Here is a 19175-nt window from a genome sequence, read left to right on the forward strand (position 1 = left end):
AATGTGGCCAGCGGCGCCTGATTGCAAGCGTCGCCCGGCCGCTCAGTTCGGTCGCAGCTTGTCCAGGCGATCGGTCAGCGCCACCCAGAACGCGGCAGGCAGTTCAGCGCGCAACGGCACGGCGTAATGCCAGTCATTGCCGAACGCGCGGCACTTCACGGCGTCCTTCTCGGTCATCAACACCGGCAGCTGGCTGCCAAAGGACAGTTCCTGCGGCTGGTAGGCATGGTGATCGGCGAAGGCATGCGGCACCACGCCGATGCCACGCGCACGCAGCATGTCGAAGAAGCGCTGTGGATGGGCGATGCCCGCCACGGCATGCACGCGCTGGCCCTTGAAATAGCCCAGCGGGCGCGCACGCCCCCCCGCGAGAGGCTGTGCAGTGTCGATATGCAGGGCCATCGGCCATTGACCGAATCCGCAGGCCTGCTCCGCGCCGTCCTCATCCGTCTGGCCCAGGTTGACCACGCGGAAATCGCACTCGGCAGCGCGGCTGACCGGCTCGCGCAACGGGCCGGCCGGGATCATCCGGCCGTTGCCATAGCGGCGCTGCGCATCCACCACTTCGATTTCGATGTCACGGGCCAGCCGGTAGTGCTGCAGGCCGTCGTCGCAGACGATCACATCGCAACCGGCCTCGATCAGCGCACGGCCCGCCGCCACCCGATCGCGATCGACGCGCACTGGTACGCCTGTCTTCCAGGCAATCAGCACCGGCTCATCGCCGCCGGTTGCAACCGGTGTATCGGCCTTTACCCACTGCGCCTTGTCGGCGTTCTCGCGGCCATAACCACGGCTCGCCACGCCTGGCGTCCAGCCGGCCGCGCGCAGCCGCTCGACCAGGGCGATGGTCAACGGCGTCTTGCCGGTGCCGCCAGCGGTGATGTTGCCGACCACGATGACCGGCACCGGCAACGTGTGGCGCTTGCGCCAACCACGCTGGTACAGGCGTCGCCGCAGCGCGGTGACGCCGGCATACAGCGGGGCCAGCAGGCGCATGGGCCATGGAACCGAACTGCCGTCATACCAGTACGGCGGGGTCTGGGTACCCTTGCCTGCCATCAGTCCTGCCTTTCGCGGAACTGCATGCTGTGCAGGTGCTGGTACAGGCCACCCATGGCAAGCAGCTCATGATGGGTGCCACGTTCGACGATGCGGCCGTGATCCATCACCAGCACCTGGTCGGCGTGCTCGATGGTGGACAGGCGGTGGGCGATCACCAGCGTTGTGCGCTCCGGCATCAGTCGCTGCAGCGCGTCCTGCACCAGCCGTTCGGATTCATTGTCCAGCGCCGCGGTGGCTTCATCCAGGATCAGGATCGGCGCATCACGCAGGATCGCGCGGGCGATCGCCAGGCGCTGGCGCTGGCCACCGGACAGCAGCGCACCGTTCTCGCCCACCGGCGTCTGCAGCTGCTGTGGCATGCGTGCGATGAATTCCCAGGCATTGGCCGCTTCAGCCGCGGCACGGATCTGCTCGTCGGTCGCATCCATGCCATAGGCGATGTTGGCAGCGATGGTGTCGTCGAACAGCATGACCTTCTGCCCGACGATCGCCACCTGCCGGCGCAGGTCAGCCAGCGGATAGTCATCCAGGGGTACGCCGTCCAGCCGGATGACGCCGCCATTGGGCTCGTAGAACCGTGGCACCAGCCGGATCAGGCTGGTCTTGCCGCTGCCGGAACGACCGACGATGGCGGTGACCGTTCCGGGCCTGGCAACGAAACTGATGTCATCCAGGGCGATGCCGCTGTCTTCGCGATAACGCAGCATCACGTGCTCGAACGACAGTTCACCGCGTACGCGCTGCACGACATGCGTGCCGTCGTCGCGCTCGACCGGCATGTCGATGATGCCAAACAGGCGCTCGGCCGCCGCGACGCCACGCGAGATCGAGGTCTGCACGCTGGTCAGGCGCCGCAGCGAAGGGATGATCGCCATCATCGAGGTCATCAGGCCCATGAACTGGCCCGCATTGAGCTTGCCGGCCAGTGCTTCGCGGGTGGACACCCAGACGATCACCGCCAGGGCCAGCGCAGCGAGGAACTGGACCACGCTGGACGCGGCGGCACGCGTCACTTCGACTTTCATGTTCAGCGCCAGCATGCGGTTGGCCAGGCGCGAGTAACGGGCGATCTCATGCGCCTGCGTGCCATGCACCTTCACTTCCTGCTGCGCGGCGAGCGACTGTTCCGCCGTCTGCGCCATCGTGCCCATGCCGTCCTGGATGCCGCGGCTGATGCGGCGGTAGCGCTTGCCGACATAGGACACGATGCCGCCGATCAGCGGCACCACCAGCAGCATCGCCAGGGTCACCTTCACGCTCATCTGCAGCATCACCACCAGCATGGCGATGATGGTCAGGGTGTCGGCGACCACCGTCTTTAGTGCGTCGGCGCTGGCCTGGGTGACCTGCTCGGTGTCGAAGTTGAGGCGGCTGACCATCACCGGCGTCGCCTCGTTGTCGAAGTGCGAAGACGGCAGGTGCAGGTACTTCTGCAGAACCTGCTCGCGCAGGTCGCGGACCACGCTGCGCCCGGTCTTGGCCAGCGTGTAGTCGCTGACCCAGGTGGCCAGGCTGCGCATCAGGAACAGGCCCAGGATGGTCAGCGGAAGGATCACCGCCATGCGCGGCTCCGGGTTGACGAAGCCCCGGTTGACCAGCGGCTCCATCAGCTTGGTGAAGTGATAGCCGGCCAGTGCTTCGACCACCATCGCGATGACCGCGGCCACCATGAACACCCAATAGGCCCGGGTATAGCCCAGCAGGCGTTTGTAGATCGGCCACACCGGCGCGTGTTTGGAACTCATGGACGCACCTCTGGCGCAGTGGCGATTGCAATACGGCGGAAACCGAGCTGACCGAGCGCATCCTGCGCGGTCACGACGGCCTGGTAGGGAGTGCGCGCGTCGGCACGCAGCAGCACGGTCTGTTCGCGATCACTGCCCGCCACAGCGGCAATGGTCTGCTTGACCGACTCGACGTCGCTGCGCAGCACTTCCTGGTCATTGATGAAATAGCGGCCATCGGCATTGATCAGCACGCTCAACGAACGCGGTGGTTCATCGGTGTGCTGCTGGCTGGCGGTGGGCAGCTGCACCTGCAGCGTCGAACGTGCATCGAAGGTGGTGGTGACCACGAAGAAGATGATCAGCACCAGGATGACATCGATCAGCGGTACCAGATCGATATGCGGCTCATCCTGGGATCGGTCGTTGCCGATACGCATCGATCAGGCCTTCGCCGGGGCGGGCGCAGCGGCACGTGCAGCCGATGCCGGTGCGGGCGCCATCACGCCGGGACGACCATCGAGCGTATCCAGCAACGCGCTGGCTTCCTGTTCCATCTCCACCACGTAGCCGTGGATCCGGCCCTTGAAATAGCGATGGAACATCAGCGCAGGAATCGCCACGATCATGCCGGTGGCGGTGCAGACCAGGGCCTTGCCGATGCCACCGGCCAACTGGTTCACATCGCCCACGCCGTGGTCGAGGATGCCCAGGAACATCTGGATCATGCCGATCACCGTGCCGAGCAGGCCCAGCAGCGGGCCGGCCGAGGCAATGGTGCCGAGCGCGTTGAGGAACCGCTCCATGCGGTGTACCAGGTGGCGGCCGGTGTCCTCGATACGCTCGCGGATCTGGTCGCGCGGACGATTGCGTGCTTCCAGCGCGGCGGCCAGCAGCGCTCCCAGTGGCGAGTTGGCACGCAGCGTCTGCAGATGGGCAGGGTCGAGCTTGCCGCGCGCAGCCCAGTTGCGCACTTCCTGGCCCAGCCCCGGTGGCAGCACTTCAGCGCGCCGCAGGGACCAGAAGCGCTCCAGGACGATTGCCAAAGCCAGTACGCCCAACAGCAGCAGCGGCACCATCGGCCAGCCACCGGCCTTGACCAGTTCCCACACGTTTCAACCCTCCGGCCCAGCGGCCGCCTGTTCGATCGGCGATAGGATAGCAGCCGACCGCGCCCGCCCAGCGGCATCCCACCACCGGGCCGCGTGGATGCGCTGTTCACGCAGCTGCAGGCCTTGTGCGCCAAGCCATATGCGGATCGCGCCGGATTCGGCCGTAGCCAGCACTTCGGCGCCCACGGCGCGCCAGCGCTGCACCACGTCACGTTTCGGGTGGCCAAAACGGTTCTGGTGCCCGGCCGAGACCACGGCCAGCCGGGGAGCCACCGCTGCCCCCCAGGCCGGATCCGAACTGCCCCCGCTGCCATGATGCGGCACTAGGACCACGTCCGCGCGCAGCTCGCCGGGCGCCCGCCCCACCAGGCGCCGTTCGGTCGCCGCGCCGATGTCGCCGGCCAGCAGGATCACGCCATGTGCACTGGCGATGCGCAGCACGCAGCTGTCCTCGTTGCCGGCCGTCGGCACGTCGGGCCCGGGATGCAGCACCTCGAAGTCCACCCCGTCCCACCGCCAGCGAACGCCGCGATGACAGCTGCCGGCACCGTCGAGGCTGCTGCCTGGGGGTGCCAGCAGCTCCAGGTGCGGCAGCTGCCGGCGCAGTCGCGGCAGTGCGCCGGTGTGATCCAGATGGTCATGACTGAGCACCACGCGACCGGGCGGCACCTGACCCAGCGCACGTACGGCCGGCAGCAGGACCCGTTCATCGCCATCGCCACCGATCGCAGGGCCGACGTCGTACCACAATGCATGCCGTGCCGTGCGCACCAGCACCGCCGTGCCCTGCCCGACATCATGCACCAGCAGCTGCACCTCCCCGGCAGCCGGTATGTCACGTGACGGCCATGACAGCGGCAGGCACAGCAGCGCGCCGGCCAGCACGCCGCCGGCCCCGCGCGGCAGCAACCACCAGAACAGGCCCGCCAAGGCCGCTGGCACGGTCCACGCCGGAGCCTCGGCCAGCCACCACATCGCCTGCGGGTGGTCTGCCAGCGGCTGCAGGGCCTGCCAGCTGAGGTCGAACAGCCAGGACGCTGCGCGCCAGGGCCATCGTCCCGCCCCGCTGTACAGGGCATCCAGAGCGGTGCCAAGCAGTGCCAGTGGCACCACCAGCAGGCTCCACCACGGGATGACCGGCAGATTGACCAGAGGCCCCAGGCGCGCGGCGCCTCCGAACAGGGCCACGCACAGCGGCAGGAGGCCGAGACTGGCCACCCCCTGGGCCGCGAAGAAGGCCTGCAGGCGGCTCCGCACACTGTCGGCGCTTGCCGTCGGCAGGCACCACAGCAGCCAAAGCACGCCACCGAAGCTGAGCCAGAAGCCGGCCGACAGCACGGACAGTGGTGCTGGCAACAGCAGCACCAGGGCCGCCAGTGACACGGCCTGGACCACGTCGGGAGGTCGCCGCCCCCCACGTGCCAGGGCGATCAGCCCGATCATCAACGCCGTGCGTACGGTCGGCAGTTCCGCGCCGGCCACCAGGGCATAGCCGGCCGCTGCCAGCGCGGCGGAACACGCAGCGGCCTGCGGACGCGGCCAATGACGGGCCAGCGACGGCAACAGCCACCACACTGCGCTGCACAGCAGTGCCGCGCAGCCACCCACCAGGCCCACGTGGAAGCCCGAGATGGCGATCAGGTGGGTCAGCCCCAGCGCACGCAACTGATTCCAATCGGTGTCGGACAGCCATCGGGTATCGCCCAGCGCGAGCGCGCGGATGAAGCGCGATGCGGGGCTGGGAACCTGCATTGCAATCGCATCGCTGCTGCGCTCGCGCCAGGCCAGCAGCCCGTCCGGCGCCTGCAGTTCACGCGCACTGCCCGCTGCACGCACCGTGCCGTGACCGGCGATGCCCGCCAGCACGGCATGACGTTCGGCGTCGAAGCCGCCAGGATTGATCCGCGAGCGTGGCGCCCGCAGCCGCAACGGCAACCGCCACTGCGCCCCCGCACGGACCTGATGACGGCCCCCACCCTCAACGCGCGTGCGGGTTCCGGGCCATGGATCGCTCCAGGTGATCTGCAGGCGCTTGCCCGCCAGAGCGGGATGCCCCGGTGCATCGCCGACCTGCAGCACGAAACGGGTATGGCCGCCCGCCGTTACCGGCAGATCGACGACGCGCCCGCTGACCACGGCATCGCGGACCGGCATGGCCGGCGGCAGTTGCTGCTGCAGCGTCCATTGACCATGCAGGGCCGCCCACGCTGCGCCGAACAGCAGCGCGGCAACCGCGCGGCCGCGCCACGGCAGCGCCCACCCCAGGCCGGCCACGGTGCTCGCCAGCGCGCAGCTCCAGAGCGGTGGCAACGCGGGCAGCAGCACGCACGCCAGGGCGCCGCTGACGAACGCGGCAGTGCAGACCCCGCCAATGGGAGCGGGCAACGGAGTATCGGCGGCCATCGCATCAGCCTGCCGCGTGCTGCCCCTGTCCTCCTATCAGGCAACGACCCGCGCAGCGGTCAGCGCCGCACGCTGCCGCGATGGAAATTGACCCGGAAGCTGGCGCCGCCGCCGACGGCTTCACCCACACTGACCGAGCCACCGTGATGCTGGACGATCTCCTTGACCAGGTGCAGGCCCAACCCGCTGCCACTGCCCGCCGCACGCAGTCGATGGAAGGGCTCGAAGATCGCCTCGCGGTCGCCGACCGGCACGCCCGCGCCCTGGTCGCTGACTTCCAGCAGACCGGTCCGGTCAAGACGTACGCAGATCGTGCCACGCCCGCCGCCATGGACGATGGCGTTGTGCACCAGATTGGCGATGACCCGCCCCAGCGCCAGGCTGTCGCCGTGGATCCACACCGGCGTCTCTGGTGCCTCCACCTCGAAACCGTAGCCGGCGCCCACCACCAGCGGAGCCAGTTCGGCCGCCGCTTCGCGCACCACCAGGGCCAGATCCAACCGTTGCATCGCACTGGTGTTGCGATCCAGCCGCTGCAGATCCAGCAGGTGCTCGGCCACGTTGCCCAGGCGAGCAATGTCGGTCAGCAACTGCGATTTCAACTCGCCCTGCGGCAGCTGCGACAAGCGCGCCTGCACCACGGCAATCGGCACGCGCAGCTCATGCGCGGCATCAGCAAGAAACTTGTCACGCGCCGCATAGCCCTGCTGCACCTTGTCGATGGCATCGTTGAACGCCTCCACCAGCGGTGCTACCTCGGTCGAGACCAGCTGCGCGTCCAGCCGCGCGCCCGGCTGGCCGATGTCCAGTTCCTTGGCCTGCTGCGCGGAGCGTCGGACACCTCGCATCGCGCGGTGGATCACGGTCGGCATCACCAGCAGGGTGACCACGATCAGCGGCAGGAAGAACCACAGGCCAATCAGGCGCAGCACCATCAGCGCGCCATCCAGCAGGCCGCCCTTCGGTGCGCCCCCCACCATCACCGTGATGCGACGCCCGTCCTCGTTGCGGATCATCACCCGCGCCACGTCCAGATAGGGCGGCACCAGTGAACCCAGTTCGGTGGCACCCAGCGTCGGCAGCCGCGCCAGCAGCGGCGCATGGATCGCCGGTACCTTGCCACGCTCGAGCCAGGCTCCCCGGTCATCGACGGCGGCGAACCAGAGGTTGCCACCGGCGCGCGCATCCAGCTTCTGCCAGCGTGCCTCGTCCAGCGCCAGGCCCCCATCCTGGCTGTGCACGGCCTTGGCCACCGCCTCGGCGGTGAACATGTCCATGCCCCAGGAATCCTTGTCACCCCAGGTGAGGATCAGTGCGACCACGGCGAACAGCACGGTGAACGCCTGCGCCAGGAACAACCGCCAGGCCAGGCCGAGGGTGATCGATCGGATCGGTCGCGCCATGTCAGGCCTCCGCCAGCAGGTAGCCGACGCCGCGGATGACATGGATCTCCACGCCAGCGCCCGCCTGTTGCAGCGCCTTGCGCAGTTTGGAGATGTGCGCATCCAGCGCGTTGGACTGGATCTCGTCATCGAAACCGTAGACCGCCGCCTCCAATGCGCTGCGCGTGACCGTGCGCCCCTGCCTCATCGCCAGCGCCTGCAGCACCAGCACCTGGCGGCGCGGCAGTGCCAGTGTCTGGCCCTGCACCTGCGCCTGCAGCGATTCGAAGTCGAATTCCAGCTGCCCAAGCCGCAGGCTGGGGGTGACCATCGCCGATGGCCGACGCGATACCGCGCGGATGCGTGCCATCAGTTCTTCGATCGCCACCGGCTTGACCAGATAGTCATCGGCACCGACATCCAGGCCCTCGACCTTGTCCGACAGCGTGCCCTTGGCGGTCAGCATGATCACCGCCAGATTCGGCCGCAACGTGCGTGCGGTGGCGACGAAGGTGGCACCATCGCCGTCCGGCAGCTGGCGGTCGAGCAGCATCAGCTGGTGCACCGGTTCGCGCAACGCGATGGCGGCTTCGGCGAGGCTGCCGACCACGTCGGCGACCACGCCCTGCCGCTCCAGCCCGGACTGCAGGGCCCGCGAGAGGTCGGGATCATCTTCGACCAGAAGAATGCGCATGGAGGTCTCTGCTGCGGGAAACGGTTCGGATCATTGTGCCAGCCAGGGCCCCGTCGCGCTCCGTATGCATCGACGCAATGTTGCGACAATGTTGACACCGCAGCATGCAGCCTCATCCCCTGCAAAGCTGTCGATCGATGCCCTTGTCGCCCTCTGCCCTGCTGCGCCCGATGCTGTTCTCCGCCGTGCTGTCGATGCCGCTGCTGGCCCAGGCGGCGGAGCAGACACCCGGCGTGAAGGCCGGGATCACGGTCGGCGCGACATCGGGCGCCTACGCGCACTACGACGTCAAGCCATTGGTCGTGCCCGCCCTCTCCTGGCAGGGCGAGCGCTTCTTCGCCAGCCCCGGCTCGCTGGGCATGTACCTGTACAAGGGCGAGGGCCTGCGCCTGTCGGCGGCGCTCACGCCCTACACGCTGCGCTTCAAGACCGATGACGTGAACGATCCACAGCTGCGCCGCCTGCACAGCCGGCAGATGTCGGCGATGGGAGGCATCAATGCCGAATACAGCGCCGACTGGGGCATCGTCGAAGCCAGTGTGATGCGCGAGATCAGCGGCCATGGTGGCGGCCTGGAATCAAGCCTGTACTACAGCTATCCGCTGCAGGCCGGTCGTTTCACCTGGGTGCCGAGGGCCGGAGTGGTGCACTCCAGTGCGCGCCTGCTCGATTACTACTACGGCATCAGCGACGAGGAAGCACTGCGTTCGGGCCTGGCCGCCTACAGCCCCGGCAGCGCCACCTCGCCGAGCGTGCAGATCGCGGTCAGCACGCCACTGGGCAGCAGATGGCGCGCCACCGGCGTAGTGGCCAACCAATGGTTCGGCGATGCGGTCAAGGACAGCCCGATGGCGCGCCGTGGCAGTCAGACATCCGCCTTCATTTCCCTGATGCGTTCGTTCTGACCGAGCGCTCCCCGGACGAGGAATCCCCATGGCCTCCCCCAGCCCCGCAGCCGATGCGCACGCGATCCTGCGCGCCCCCGATCTGGACAGCGCCGAACGCGCGTATCTCGGCCTTCTGCCGGACCTGGACCACGTCGATGCGCTGACCCGTCGTGCAGTGGGCCTGTCGAAGGTAGCCGACGCGGCACGCGGCTACGCCCTGTCGATGACCCTGATCGGCCTTCGCCTGCAGGAACTGGAGATGGGTGAGCCCTGCACGACGGAGCACCGCCAGGCGACACTGCGCAGCCTGCGCCAGGCCTTCAGCGCCTGACCGCCCCCCAGAACGGCACCCGTCCGCAGCCGATGCGGGCCACGCGTGTCCGAGTGTGCGGCACGCCGGCACGCAGGCGCGCCATCAGCGGCAGGTCGTCCAGGCCAGCACGGCACACAGGATGGCCACCCAGACCACGGCCTTGAACGTGCCTGCCAGCATGTTGCCGCCGAACAACAGGTCGAGCAGCGGGTTGGGCCTGGAAACGGGAACGTGATCGCTCATTGCAGCTGCTCCTTGTGATGGCCGCGATTGCGCGGGCGCCGCAAGTCTACGCCTGCCCGGTGCGGATTCATCGGCGCCTGGCTGCGTTTGGCGGCTCAATCCGGGTGTTCGTCGCAGGCTGGCTGTGGGCCCGGCGGCGAAGTGCCAGTCTGCCTGCACTTTCCCGCTGGAGCACCGTGCCATGCCGATGCTTGCCCTGTTGCTGCTGTGCGCTGGCGCGTTCGGTCACGCCACCAGTGCCGACGAGCCCGTGCTGGTCGATCTGCCCCTACAGTCCGAATCATCGACGAGGGTGGCGCAGCCCGCCATGCAGCGCGAACTGGAACCTGCCAGCCTGCGGCTCTTCCACCTGCGCCAGGATCGACTGCTGCGGGTGGGACAGCAGTGCCTGTCGCAGGAACAGGCCGATGGCCATCGCGAAATCGTCGGCGAGGCACGCATGATCCAGCTGTGGGAGCGTATCGATGGGCACTGGCGGATACGGCGGACGCTCGTCATTGACCACCGGGCCACGCGGACGTGACATCACGCGGCCATTGCATGCGCCCATGAAAAAAGCCGGCGATGGCCGGCCTTTCGTATTACCACCGCTGCACCGGCAGGGCCGGGAGCCAGGTGGTGGGCGGTACAGGGTTCGAACCTGTGACCCCTACCATGTCAAGGTAGTGCTCTACCGCTGAGCTAACCGCCCATCGTGTTACTGCGGCCCGCCAGCGGGCCTCTTTACGTAAAAACCCGGCGCCAGGGCCGGGCTTTCAATTCACGACCGCCCTCTTTCGAGAACGTCGTGGTGGGCGGTACAGGGTTCGAACCTGTGACCCCTACCATGTCAAGGTAGTGCTCTACCGCTGAGCTAACCGCCCGTTTGGGGTCTGAACGTCCGCGAATGCGTCGGTGCAGGCCGCGTATATTACGGATGCCGGCCCGGAAGCGCAACACTTTTGTGAAGACGTGCGGCACTGTCGCGTTCAGCCCAGGCTGGCCTCCTTCAGCTGTCGGATCTGGTCGCGGACGCGGGCCGCGTCCTCGAATTCCAGGTCCTTGGCGTGCTGGTACATCTGCTGTTCCAGAGCCTTGAGACGCGCCGCCAGCTGCGCCGGCCCGAGCGCGCGGTAGTCGGCCACATCCTCGGCCACTCCAGGCCTGCCCTTGCCTTTTCCCTTGCGCGATTCCTTCTCGGCCGCTTCGGATCGGGCACCTTCCAGTACGTCGGTGATCGGACGCGCCACCGAGCGCGGAATGATCCCGTGCTCTTCGTTGTACTCGACCTGCTTGGCGCGTCGGCGGTCGGTCTCGTCGATCGCGGCCTGCATCGAACGGGTCACCTTGTCGGCATACAGGATGGCCTTGCCACGCACATTGCGGGCCGCACGGCCGATGGTCTGGATCAGCGAACCGGTGGAGCGCAGGAATCCCTCCTTGTCCGCGTCCAGGATCGCCACCAGCGACACCTCCGGCATGTCCAAGCCCTCGCGCAGCAGGTTGATGCCGACCAGCACGTCGAACTTGCCCAGGCGCAGGTCACGGATGATCTCCACGCGCTCGACGGTGTCGACGTCCGAATGCAGGTAGCGCACGCGGATGCCATGCTCGGTGAGATACTCGGTCAGGTTCTCGGCCATGCGCTTGGTCAGCGTGGTAACCAGCACGCGGTCACCGGCCTTGATGCGCTCGTTGGCCTCGCTCATCAGATCGTCGACCTGGGTGGCGACCGGGCGGATCTCCACCATCGGGTCGATCAGGCCGGTCGGCCGCACCACCAGCTCGGTCACTTCGTCGCCCGACTCGCGCATTTCATACGGGCCTGGCGTGGCCGACACATAGATGCTGCGCGGCGAGCGCGCCTCCCACTCTTCGAAACGCAGCGGGCGGTTGTCCAGCGCCGAGGGCAGGCGGAAGCCGAACTCGACCAGGGTTTCCTTGCGCGACCGGTCGCCCTTGAACATCGCGCCGATCTGCGGAATGGTCACGTGCGATTCGTCAATCACCAGCAGCGCGTCGGCCGGCAGGTAATCGAACAGGGTCGGCGGTGGCTCGCCAGGGCCCTTGCCGGTGAGATGCCGCGAGTAGTTCTCGATGCCGTTGCAGTAGCCGACCTCGGCCATCATCTCCAGGTCGAACTGGGTGCGCTGGGCAAGACGCTGCGCCTCGACCAGCTTGTTCTGTGCGTAGAGCTGCTCAAGCCGCTCCTTCAGTTCCACCTTGATGGTCTCGATCGCCGCGAGCACGCGTTCGCGGGTCGTCGCATAGTGGGTCTTCGGGTAGACGGTGAAGCGCATCAGGTTGCGCAGGGTTTCGCCGGTGAGCGGATCGAACATCGTGATCTTCTCGACCTCGCCATCGAACAGCTCGATGCGCAGCGCCTCGCTGTCCGACTCCGCCGGGAACACGTCGATCACTTCGCCGCGCACGCGGAAGGTGCCGCGCTGCAGCTCGTACTCGTTGCGGGTGTACTGCAGCTGCGTCAGATGATTGATCAGGTCGCGCTGGTCGATGCGTTCGCCCTTGGACAGGATCAGGCGCAGCGACAGGTAATCCTCGGGCGCACCCAGGCCGTAGATCGCCGACACGGTGGCCACCACGATCGCGTCGGGCCGCGACAGCAGGGTTTTGGTCGCCGCCAGCCGCATCTGCTCGATGTGCTCGTTGATCGAACTGTCCTTCTCGATGAAGGTGTCCGACGACGGCACATAGGCCTCCGGCTGGTAGTAGTCGTAGTAGCTGACGAAATACTCCACCGCGTTGTGCGGGAAGAACGCCTTGAATTCACCGTACAGCTGTGCGGCCAGCGTCTTGTTCGGCGCCATGATCAGCGTCGGCTTCTGGATCTGCTGGATGACATTGGCGATGGTGTAGGTCTTGCCCGAGCCGGTCACACCCAGCAGCGTCTGCTTGGCGATGCCGGACTCGAAATTGCTGGTCAGCTTCGCGATGGCGTTCGGCTGGTCGCCCGCCGGTGAATACGGCGAGACGAGTTCAAAACTGTCGCTCATGATGTTGCCAGATCCCGGGAACGCCCAGTATACGGGGCATCCGGTGACGGCCGGCTGAGGGGAAGCCGGACACCCCGACGCGCCAACCTCCAATGGAGACCGGCCGGCGGGGCCGGCAGGCTGGGGGCATGCTCCAGACCCTCTGCAAACACCCCGCGCGCAAGGCCCGGGGGCTCCACCTGCCTGAAATGCTGGTGGTCCTGATGATCCTGTGCGTACTGCTGGCTGTGGCCTGGCGCCCCTGGCAGCGCGCGATGCGCCAGCTGCAGGCCGAATCCCTGCGTGCCCAGCTGGTCGGCAGCCTGTCGCTGGCGCGCAGCACCGCCATCACCGAGGGACGCCCGGTCACCGTGTGCGGCTCCGGCGACGGCAGCCGCTGCGACAACCGCTGGAGCCAGGGCTGGCGCGTTCAGGTTGAGCCGCGGGTGGCCAGCGGGGGAATGACCACCCTGCTGCACACCCAGGAGAACCGCCATCGCCATGTGGAACTGCGGGCGAGCGACCATCGCGCCCACATCCGATTCCGCGCTGACGGGCGCAACGCCGGCACCAACCAGTCCATCGTGCTGTGCGTGCAGGGCCTGGAACACAGCCGCGTGATCATCAACATCCCCGGACGGATCCGGAGCCTGCGCCCACGCGTGCCTACGCCCTGCTGATCCCGCGCGGCATGCCCCAACGAAAAAAGCCGCGATTGCTCGCGGCTTTCTCGAAACTGGCGCCCGAAGTTGGACTCGAACCAACGACCCCCTGATTAACAGTCAAGTGCTCTAACCGGCTGAGCTATTCGGGCGGGGTGCGCATTCTAGCCAATTCCAGAAGTGGGGTGCAAGCCCCTTCCACACTCGCCGCTGCCGTCTTACCAGCACTCCGGGTTGGTCTTGCTGTCCGGCGTCTTGCGGCCCGCCTGATCGAGTGTCAGCGTGCCGCACGCGTCCTTGTCCTGGCCGGTTTCCGGAACCGCCTGCAGGGTATAGGTCCCGGCGGTCGCCTTGCCGTCGAACGATATGGCATAGCGGGCCGAGCCCTGCCGCGGCGACTGGCTGAACGGCAGCGAGAATCCGTCGTAGCTGTTCTGCACGGTGTGATGCCGCTCGAGCAGCTGCGCGATCTCGACCAGGTCAGCCTTGGCCATCGCGCGGTGCGTCTTCAGCACATGTCGCTGGTAGGAGGGCAGCGCCACAGCCGCAAGTACCGCGATGACGGCAACGGTGATCATCAGTTCGATCAGGGTGAAGCCCGTTACCTGCTGTTGTCTGCTGGATGTGCGCATGGCAGCTCCCGTATTCCTGGTAGTCATCGGATCTGGCGCCACGACTGGCGACCACAGGCTCGCTGGCCATACGCAGTATCCGCGCCCGGCGTGTTCAGAGCCACGATGCAGCGGTCCAGCGATCCATCGACCGTGCACTTCGGATCGCTGGGATCGCAGCCCTTCAAGGTGGTGCTGTTGACATTGGTGGACAGCACGGGGGCACCGGTTGCGATGTCTCCGCCGCGGGTCAGCGCACCGGCACCGCAGTTGGCGCCGCACAGCGCGTTTCCGCCGACCTCGTCGGTCAAGCCGCTCATCGCCGGCTGGCCGGTCAGCATGTTCAGGCGATAGCGCCAGTTGGTGCCGCCGCCGGTGCCGCAGACCGCCTGCCCGGGCACATAGGTGGTGAACATCACCGCGCCGCCCTGCAGCGTCGGATAGCCGAAGAAGCGCTCACCTTCCACATCGGAACCCACGATCAGGTCGACGTACCAGCCGCGCTTGCTCGCGTAGTCCACGCCGTTGCCCGACACGTCACGGAAGCCGGCACCATTGGCACTGACGGTCTGCCCCACCAGCGAATCACGGCTGGAAATGGCAGTGGAGAGGTTGTCCCAGAGCCCATACAGCGTCTGCACCGGCGAATTACGGGTCACTGCATTGTCGTCAGCGGTGAAGTAGCGACCGGTACCGAAGAACAGGCTGACGCCACCGCCCGGCCCCGCCGAGACTTCGATCGCGCCGGTAATCGGCTGGGCGACAGCGCTGCGCACTGCGGTGAACAGCGGCGCGCCGTTGAGGGCCACATTCCAGGCGCTGGGATCACCGCCGCGCAGGTCGAAGCGCCACATGTTGCCCTGCATGTCGCCGCCATAGACGGTATCGGCCAGGCCACTGCTGTTGTGCAGCGCTACCGCGGTGACATGGTTGAGGCCATTGGCGACTGCGTACTTGCCCGCCGTGGGGTACACGCGCTTGAGGATCTCGCCGGTGCGGATGTCGACCACATAGAGCACCGGTCGGCCGGTGCTGGAATTGACACCGTTGCCGAACAGGGCGACGAACCGGGGCGGACTGTCCGCGTTGGGGCCGGCGACGGGCACCACGACCGGCTTGCCCATGACGAAGCCCAGGTCCGACTCGGTCTTGCCGGAAATCTCCCACAGCACGTTGCTGGCGGTGAATCCGGTCGGATTGCTGATATCCAGGGCGAACACCGAACCGTTGCCCACTGCCGTGGCCGACGGCCCGCGCGACGCGCCGCCGCCGCCGGTCGAACCGACCAGTACCGTGCGCCAGGCATCGCCGTAGTAGACGTCCGACGAGGTCAGTCCGCCGTCCACGTAGTAGCGATGTCCATAGGTGGGGTTGGCCAGCTCCGCCATGTGCTGCAGCGAAGCCGATGGAATGAAGGCGAACTGCTCGCTGCCCGCCGAGGTGCCGGTGCTGGCATTGAAGCCATGCAGCATGCCGTCGTTCGCACCGACGTAGACCATCGAAGGTGGGCCACCGTTTGCCACCTTGGTCGCCAGGTAGGCCCGATAGCTCAAACCGAGCGTGGTCTTCCAGCTCACTCCCCCCTGCGCCTGCCACGAGGTGAAGCCGTAGTCGTCCTTGTTGGACACAATCTCCACGCTGGAATTGACGATATCGCCGAGCAGTGAGCTGCGCGGGCGGAAACCGCTCACCGGTGAGCCGCGCAGGTAACTGACCAGATCCGCCACGGTGTGCGAACCGAACCAGTTCGGCACCGTGTTGAGCCCCATGTTGCCGAGCTTCTCGGCGCGATCACGCCCGGGAACGTTGTCGGCGGTGAAATCGGCCGCTGCCACCGGCACCAGTTGGTTGGACGTGTTCACATAGGTGGGTGCGGTCGACATCACGATGGTCCGCCCGGAGGCGCTCATCTTGGTCGACGCACGCCACAGTTCAGCGCCGGCGCCTCCGGTGCTCGTGGTCTGGCTGGCGATGACATCACCGGTCCAGTCGTTCGAGCCCGACGGCACCGTGTAGTGCGCGGACACGGTGAAGGAGCCGGCGTTGACACGGGCGCCGGTGCCGCTGCCACCGACCGGGGCCTCGCCAGCCGCAGCGCTGTCGAAGATCGATTCCAGCGCGGACTTCAGCTTGGCCGGATTGCGTGCCAGGAAGTAGTTGTCCGGTACACCCGGCACCTTGCTGTCCCACTTCTTGCCTTCCGGCACGCCGTACTTGGCGGCGTACCACAGCGGGCTTTCCAGCTGCCCGGCCTGACCGGTACCCAGCTTGTAGCGCACCACGACCGCGCCGGTCCAGGTAGCCGGCGGATCGGCGCTGGTGCTCAACACCGAACCATTGCGGTTACCCGGACGCAGCACCAGCCGCTGCACGTTGTCAGCCGCATTGGAGCCCACGATCGTGTAGCCGGTCAGCATCGCGTTGCCTGCATAGGCGGACAGGTTCTCGATGCGGACCAGCACTTCGTCTTCGCCGACCTTGTTGCGAACGGCGTTGTTGTTGCATTCACCACTGTTGGAGCGCCAGCAGATGTTGCGGAATGGCGTCGTGCCACCGTCGCTGCAGGTGCTGCCTACGCAGTAGCTGAGCATGGAGACCACATCGTTGTCGTGGTCATTGCCCCACAGCGAATCCTCCCAGACCAGCGAGAAGCTGCCGGCCTTGCCATCGGCACGATAGTCACGGCCATAGACGTAGTTCGGCGATACCGCTGACCGCTTGGTACCAATGCCGACCGAGCCGAGGAAGCAGCTGCGCCAGCCGCCACTGTTGATACCGGCCCCTTCGCTGTTGTTGGCCTGGCACAGGGGCGCCAGGGTGATCTTGCCGTTGCCCACCGGAATCTCGAACTTCGGCAGGCTTTCGGCCATGGCCACGGTGTAGGTGGTGGCGGTCAGCTTGTAGGTGTTGGGTTTGTCCTGCACGCCCGGGCGCAGATCAGTCTCGGCAGCAGCTTTGGCCAACCCCGAGATCAGATAACTGCCTTCCGTGGACGGCACGTCCGGGCAGATGCCGCGCACGAGCGACAGACCGGTGACCTTGGCCGCCCGGCAGATGTCCTCATGGGTATTGATCGAGGCATAGCGCTCGGTCAGGCCCACACGGCCTGCCATGTAGCTGCCACCGGTGATCTTCTCCAGGTTGCCGATCGCATCGGTGGCCGCCGCTGCCGTGGTCAGGCCGTTGACCGTACCGATGTTGTCGCTGTCGAAGGACGGCAGGCCCGAGGACATCACCAGGATGTTGCAGGTGGCGCAGTAGGAGTTGCCGCCGTTGTTCGGCGAGCGGTACGGATCTTTCCACGCCACCGAATTGGGCAGGCCGCTGAGATCACCGGTGGCACTGTAGATCCCCTTCGTTTCACCCTTGATGTAGCGCAGCGCCTCGGCATACATCTCCGCCAGCGGATTGCCCCAGGCACTGCAGTTCTTGGACGCATTGCCTGGATCGGTCAGATTGCCGTTGCCGTTGAAACCCTGCCGATTGAGGATGCTGTAGGCGTTGCAGTCGTTCCAGTTGTCCTTCCAGTTCCACTGGTCGATACGGAAGTTGGAGATCGTATTGATGATGCCCTCTGCCCCGCCCGTCAGCGTGTTGCAGAACTGGCCATTGGACAGGTTGATCTCATCGCCGGCCGCACAGAAGGTCGTGCCGTTGCCGGCGATCTTGCCGATGTTGCGGCGGACCACGCCACCATCGCGCGGATTGACGTAGGTGCCGGTGACCAGACCAAACCGCAGTCGGCCACTTTCACCATAGGACTGCAGCAGTCCCGCCGGTTTCAGGTAGTCCCGGGTGCCGTCGTTGTACTTGCGGCAGAACGCCTCCTGGAAAGTTCCTGAACCGGTGGCGCAGACCTCGACGCGTACATTCAGATCAGTCGCCGAACCGGGGGAGTCATCCTTGCCCTCATCCGTGCGCCCGGTAATGCACTGCCGCCCGGCAGTCGAGGCCCATTCACCCCAGCTGCCGCTGGCAACACGCATCAGCGGCGCGCCGGTGGCACTGATGCTGGCGTTGCAGAACGACATGGTCGTCTTGTACGGGGTGAAGTTGTTGATGTCGGCGCCGCTGTAGACCTTGACCCAGGCATGCAGGTCGTTGGGAATCTGCGCCCGCTCCAGTACCGTCTTGCTGGCGGTATCGGTGATGCGATGGCCGCCGTACAGCACGTAGCGCATCACATCCAGGCGGCTCATGGTCGCCCAGTTGAGGAAGTTGCCCGACCAGGTACCCGAGCAGGTGTGCCTTTGCGTGCCGGTCGCCTGGGCCGTGGCCTTGAACTGGCTGCTGCTGTACGTGTAGCAGAGATTGGAGTCGAAGTACCCGGAATAGTCGAACTTGTCCTGGTAGGTGGTGTCGAGCGTGCCGTCCTCGTCCAGATCGCTGTAGTCGCTGTAGGCCTTGTTGAACAGCTGCTCGTCGCGCGACATCACCATCATCATCAGCGGCGGCTGTGTCTTCTTGCTGTAGAGCGGCTCCTGCGCGATGTCATAGTCGCCAAGCGCAGCGAACAGCGGATAGACCAGTGCGCCCACGCCCACCAGCACGGCAGCGGCGGTGCCTGCACGCAGCCACGGGGAGGAGACAAGGCGGGAGAATCGGCGCGGAGTATTCATGGAATGAAGATCGTGTCGATGACGGCGCTGGAAGAAGGATTGGCCGGATCGTCACTGGCCAACACGGTGATCTGGTAGATGTTCTCGGTCTCTTCGTTCTTGCGCCGCCCCAGGCCCAGCGGCCCGACCGGCACGCATTTGTCCAGGCGGCGGGTATTGATCGCCGTTGCCGTGGTCTTGCCATCGGCCCAGGTCGCCGGGTCGAACACCGGGCTGCACTCTTCCTGGTTGGCCTCGAAGATCTTGCCGCTGTCGATGACAGCCTGGATCGCCGCTTCCTGCGAACGCACGTCGGCCTCGGCGTTCTGGAACGCCTGGTTCGAGCGCAGGTAGTTGGCGGCCATGCGTTCCTGCATGCCGGTCACCTGCATGCCGGCGATGCCGATCAGGGCCAGCAGGATCAACATGATCAGGGCGACATACAGCACCGCGCCGCGCTGTTGGCGGTGCGATGCGAAGGAGGGGGGGCGCGGGCGCGGATGCATGGT

The 19175-nt window shown here is 66.5% G+C and carries 16 protein-coding genes and 3 tRNA genes; 4 read left to right on the forward strand and 15 right to left on the reverse strand.

The window, feature by feature from the left end:
- Window positions 1-42: 42 nt before the first annotated feature.
- From lpxK to AC5P76_RS05345, 7 genes are read right to left on the reverse strand one after another with little or no spacing between them, the layout of a single operon-like run.
- Window positions 43-1062, reverse strand: coding sequence for a tetraacyldisaccharide 4'-kinase (lpxK, locus tag AC5P76_RS05315; protein WP_253119597.1), 1020 nt, complete (start codon window positions 1060-1062; stop codon window positions 43-45).
- Window positions 1062-2810 (reverse strand): lipid A export permease/ATP-binding protein MsbA, encoded by a 1749-nt coding sequence (gene msbA / locus AC5P76_RS05320; protein ID WP_053519964.1) that lies wholly within the window; start codon window positions 2808-2810, stop codon window positions 1062-1064. Before msbA ends, lpxK begins: the two co-directional genes overlap by 1 nt.
- Entirely contained in the window at window positions 2807-3229 is a 423-nt protein-coding gene (locus AC5P76_RS05325) for an ExbD/TolR family protein (protein WP_065181236.1), read from the reverse strand. Before AC5P76_RS05325 ends, msbA begins: the two co-directional genes overlap by 4 nt.
- A gap of 3 nt (window positions 3230-3232) precedes the next feature.
- Entirely contained in the window at window positions 3233-3901 is a 669-nt protein-coding gene (locus AC5P76_RS05330) for a MotA/TolQ/ExbB proton channel family protein (RefSeq protein ID WP_053519966.1), read from the reverse strand.
- A gap of 3 nt (window positions 3902-3904) precedes the next feature.
- Window positions 3905-6304 carry a DNA internalization-related competence protein ComEC/Rec2 gene (locus AC5P76_RS05335; protein ID WP_253119594.1) on the reverse strand — a complete coding sequence of 800 codons (2400 nt, stop codon included), beginning with the start codon at window positions 6302-6304 and terminating at the stop codon, window positions 3905-3907.
- A gap of 59 nt (window positions 6305-6363) precedes the next feature.
- Entirely contained in the window at window positions 6364-7707 is a 1344-nt protein-coding gene (locus AC5P76_RS05340) for a sensor histidine kinase (protein WP_253119591.1), read from the reverse strand.
- Window position 7708: 1 nt separating this feature from the next.
- Window positions 7709-8380 carry a response regulator transcription factor gene (locus AC5P76_RS05345; protein WP_065175867.1) on the reverse strand — a complete coding sequence of 224 codons (672 nt, stop codon included), beginning with the start codon at window positions 8378-8380 and terminating at the stop codon, window positions 7709-7711.
- Between the two features lie 137 nt (window positions 8381-8517).
- Here AC5P76_RS05345 and AC5P76_RS05350 point away from each other — a divergent pair, with 137 nt between their 5' ends.
- Together AC5P76_RS05350 and AC5P76_RS05355 are read left to right on the forward strand one after the other, a co-directional pair.
- Entirely contained in the window at window positions 8518-9285 is a 768-nt protein-coding gene (locus tag AC5P76_RS05350; RefSeq protein ID WP_053519970.1) for a MipA/OmpV family protein, read from the forward strand.
- Between the two features lie 28 nt (window positions 9286-9313).
- Complete coding sequence (locus AC5P76_RS05355; protein WP_065175865.1) at window positions 9314-9598, forward strand: hypothetical protein; 285 nt, start codon at window positions 9314-9316, stop codon at window positions 9596-9598.
- 84 nt (window positions 9599-9682) lie between these two features.
- Here AC5P76_RS05355 and AC5P76_RS05360 read toward each other — a convergent pair whose 3' ends face one another.
- On the reverse strand, window positions 9683-9823 hold the full coding sequence (locus AC5P76_RS05360; protein WP_164972405.1) for a hypothetical protein: 141 nt from the start codon (window positions 9821-9823) through the stop codon (window positions 9683-9685).
- A gap of 181 nt (window positions 9824-10004) precedes the next feature.
- Here AC5P76_RS05360 and AC5P76_RS05365 point away from each other — a divergent pair, with 181 nt between their 5' ends.
- On the forward strand, window positions 10005-10346 hold the full coding sequence (locus AC5P76_RS05365; RefSeq protein ID WP_253119589.1) for a hypothetical protein: 342 nt from the start codon (window positions 10005-10007) through the stop codon (window positions 10344-10346).
- 93 nt (window positions 10347-10439) lie between these two features.
- Here AC5P76_RS05365 and AC5P76_RS05370 read toward each other — a convergent pair.
- The 3 genes from AC5P76_RS05370 to uvrB form a co-directional block, all read right to left on the reverse strand.
- Window positions 10440-10514: transfer RNA gene (locus AC5P76_RS05370), tRNA-Val, on the reverse strand.
- 97 nt (window positions 10515-10611) lie between these two features.
- Window positions 10612-10686 (reverse strand) — tRNA-Val (locus AC5P76_RS05375).
- Between the two features lie 105 nt (window positions 10687-10791).
- Window positions 10792-12816 (reverse strand): excinuclease ABC subunit UvrB, encoded by a 2025-nt coding sequence (gene uvrB / locus AC5P76_RS05380; protein ID WP_053520440.1) that lies wholly within the window; start codon window positions 12814-12816, stop codon window positions 10792-10794.
- 128 nt (window positions 12817-12944) lie between these two features.
- Between uvrB and AC5P76_RS05385 the strand changes: the two genes are divergently transcribed.
- The gene (locus tag AC5P76_RS05385; protein WP_065181232.1) at window positions 12945-13475 is read left to right on the forward strand and encodes a GspH/FimT family pseudopilin; all 531 of its coding nucleotides are present in this window, start codon (window positions 12945-12947) and stop codon (window positions 13473-13475) included.
- A 57-nt stretch (window positions 13476-13532) separates the two neighbouring features.
- On the opposite strand, the gene AC5P76_RS05390 is transcribed toward AC5P76_RS05385, so the two are convergent.
- The 4 genes from AC5P76_RS05390 to AC5P76_RS05405 form a co-directional block, all read right to left on the reverse strand.
- Window positions 13533-13609 (reverse strand) — tRNA-Asn (locus tag AC5P76_RS05390).
- A 66-nt stretch (window positions 13610-13675) separates the two neighbouring features.
- On the reverse strand, window positions 13676-14089 hold the full coding sequence (locus tag AC5P76_RS05395) for a type IV pilin protein (RefSeq protein WP_053516619.1): 414 nt from the start codon (window positions 14087-14089) through the stop codon (window positions 13676-13678).
- Between the two features lie 23 nt (window positions 14090-14112).
- Window positions 14113-18687, reverse strand: coding sequence for a pilus assembly protein (locus tag AC5P76_RS05400; RefSeq protein ID WP_253119586.1), 4575 nt, complete (start codon window positions 18685-18687; stop codon window positions 14113-14115).
- Window positions 18684-19172 (reverse strand): pilus assembly PilX family protein, encoded by a 489-nt coding sequence (locus AC5P76_RS05405; protein ID WP_065181230.1) that lies wholly within the window; start codon window positions 19170-19172, stop codon window positions 18684-18686. Before AC5P76_RS05405 ends, AC5P76_RS05400 begins: the two co-directional genes overlap by 4 nt.
- Between the last annotated feature and the right edge of the window lie 3 nt (window positions 19173-19175).

The sequence above is a fragment of the Stenotrophomonas sp. YJH_SMC_36 genome, assembly GCF_059369935.1.

Excerpts from the sequence above, each read along its gene's own strand:
- AC5P76_RS05345 (WP_065175867.1), bottom strand. The coding sequence starts at position 8,380 with ATGCGCATTCTTCTGGTCGAAGATGATCCCGACCTCTCGCGGGCCCTG.
- AC5P76_RS05395 (WP_053516619.1), bottom strand. The coding sequence starts at position 14,089 with ATGCGCACATCCAGCAGACAACAGCAGGTAACGGGCTTCACCCTGATC.
- msbA (WP_053519964.1), bottom strand. The coding sequence starts at position 2,810 with ATGAGTTCCAAACACGCGCCGGTGTGGCCGATCTACAAACGCCTGCTG.
- AC5P76_RS05350 (WP_053519970.1), top strand. The coding sequence starts at position 8,518 with ATGCCCTTGTCGCCCTCTGCCCTGCTGCGCCCGATGCTGTTCTCCGCC.
- AC5P76_RS05365 (WP_253119589.1), top strand. The coding sequence starts at position 10,005 with ATGCCGATGCTTGCCCTGTTGCTGCTGTGCGCTGGCGCGTTCGGTCAC.
- AC5P76_RS05405 (WP_065181230.1), bottom strand. The coding sequence starts at position 19,172 with ATGCATCCGCGCCCGCGCCCCCCCTCCTTCGCATCGCACCGCCAACAG.
- AC5P76_RS05385 (WP_065181232.1), top strand. The coding sequence starts at position 12,945 with ATGCTCCAGACCCTCTGCAAACACCCCGCGCGCAAGGCCCGGGGGCTC.
- lpxK (WP_253119597.1), bottom strand. The coding sequence starts at position 1,062 with ATGGCAGGCAAGGGTACCCAGACCCCGCCGTACTGGTATGACGGCAGT.
- AC5P76_RS05360 (WP_164972405.1), bottom strand. The coding sequence starts at position 9,823 with ATGAGCGATCACGTTCCCGTTTCCAGGCCCAACCCGCTGCTCGACCTG.
- AC5P76_RS05325 (WP_065181236.1), bottom strand. The coding sequence starts at position 3,229 with ATGCGTATCGGCAACGACCGATCCCAGGATGAGCCGCATATCGATCTG.
- AC5P76_RS05355 (WP_065175865.1), top strand. The coding sequence starts at position 9,314 with ATGGCCTCCCCCAGCCCCGCAGCCGATGCGCACGCGATCCTGCGCGCC.
- AC5P76_RS05400 (WP_253119586.1), bottom strand. The coding sequence starts at position 18,687 with ATGAATACTCCGCGCCGATTCTCCCGCCTTGTCTCCTCCCCGTGGCTG.
- AC5P76_RS05335 (WP_253119594.1), bottom strand. The coding sequence starts at position 6,304 with ATGGCCGCCGATACTCCGTTGCCCGCTCCCATTGGCGGGGTCTGCACT.
- uvrB (WP_053520440.1), bottom strand. The coding sequence starts at position 12,816 with ATGAGCGACAGTTTTGAACTCGTCTCGCCGTATTCACCGGCGGGCGAC.
- AC5P76_RS05340 (WP_253119591.1), bottom strand. The coding sequence starts at position 7,707 with ATGGCGCGACCGATCCGATCGATCACCCTCGGCCTGGCCTGGCGGTTG.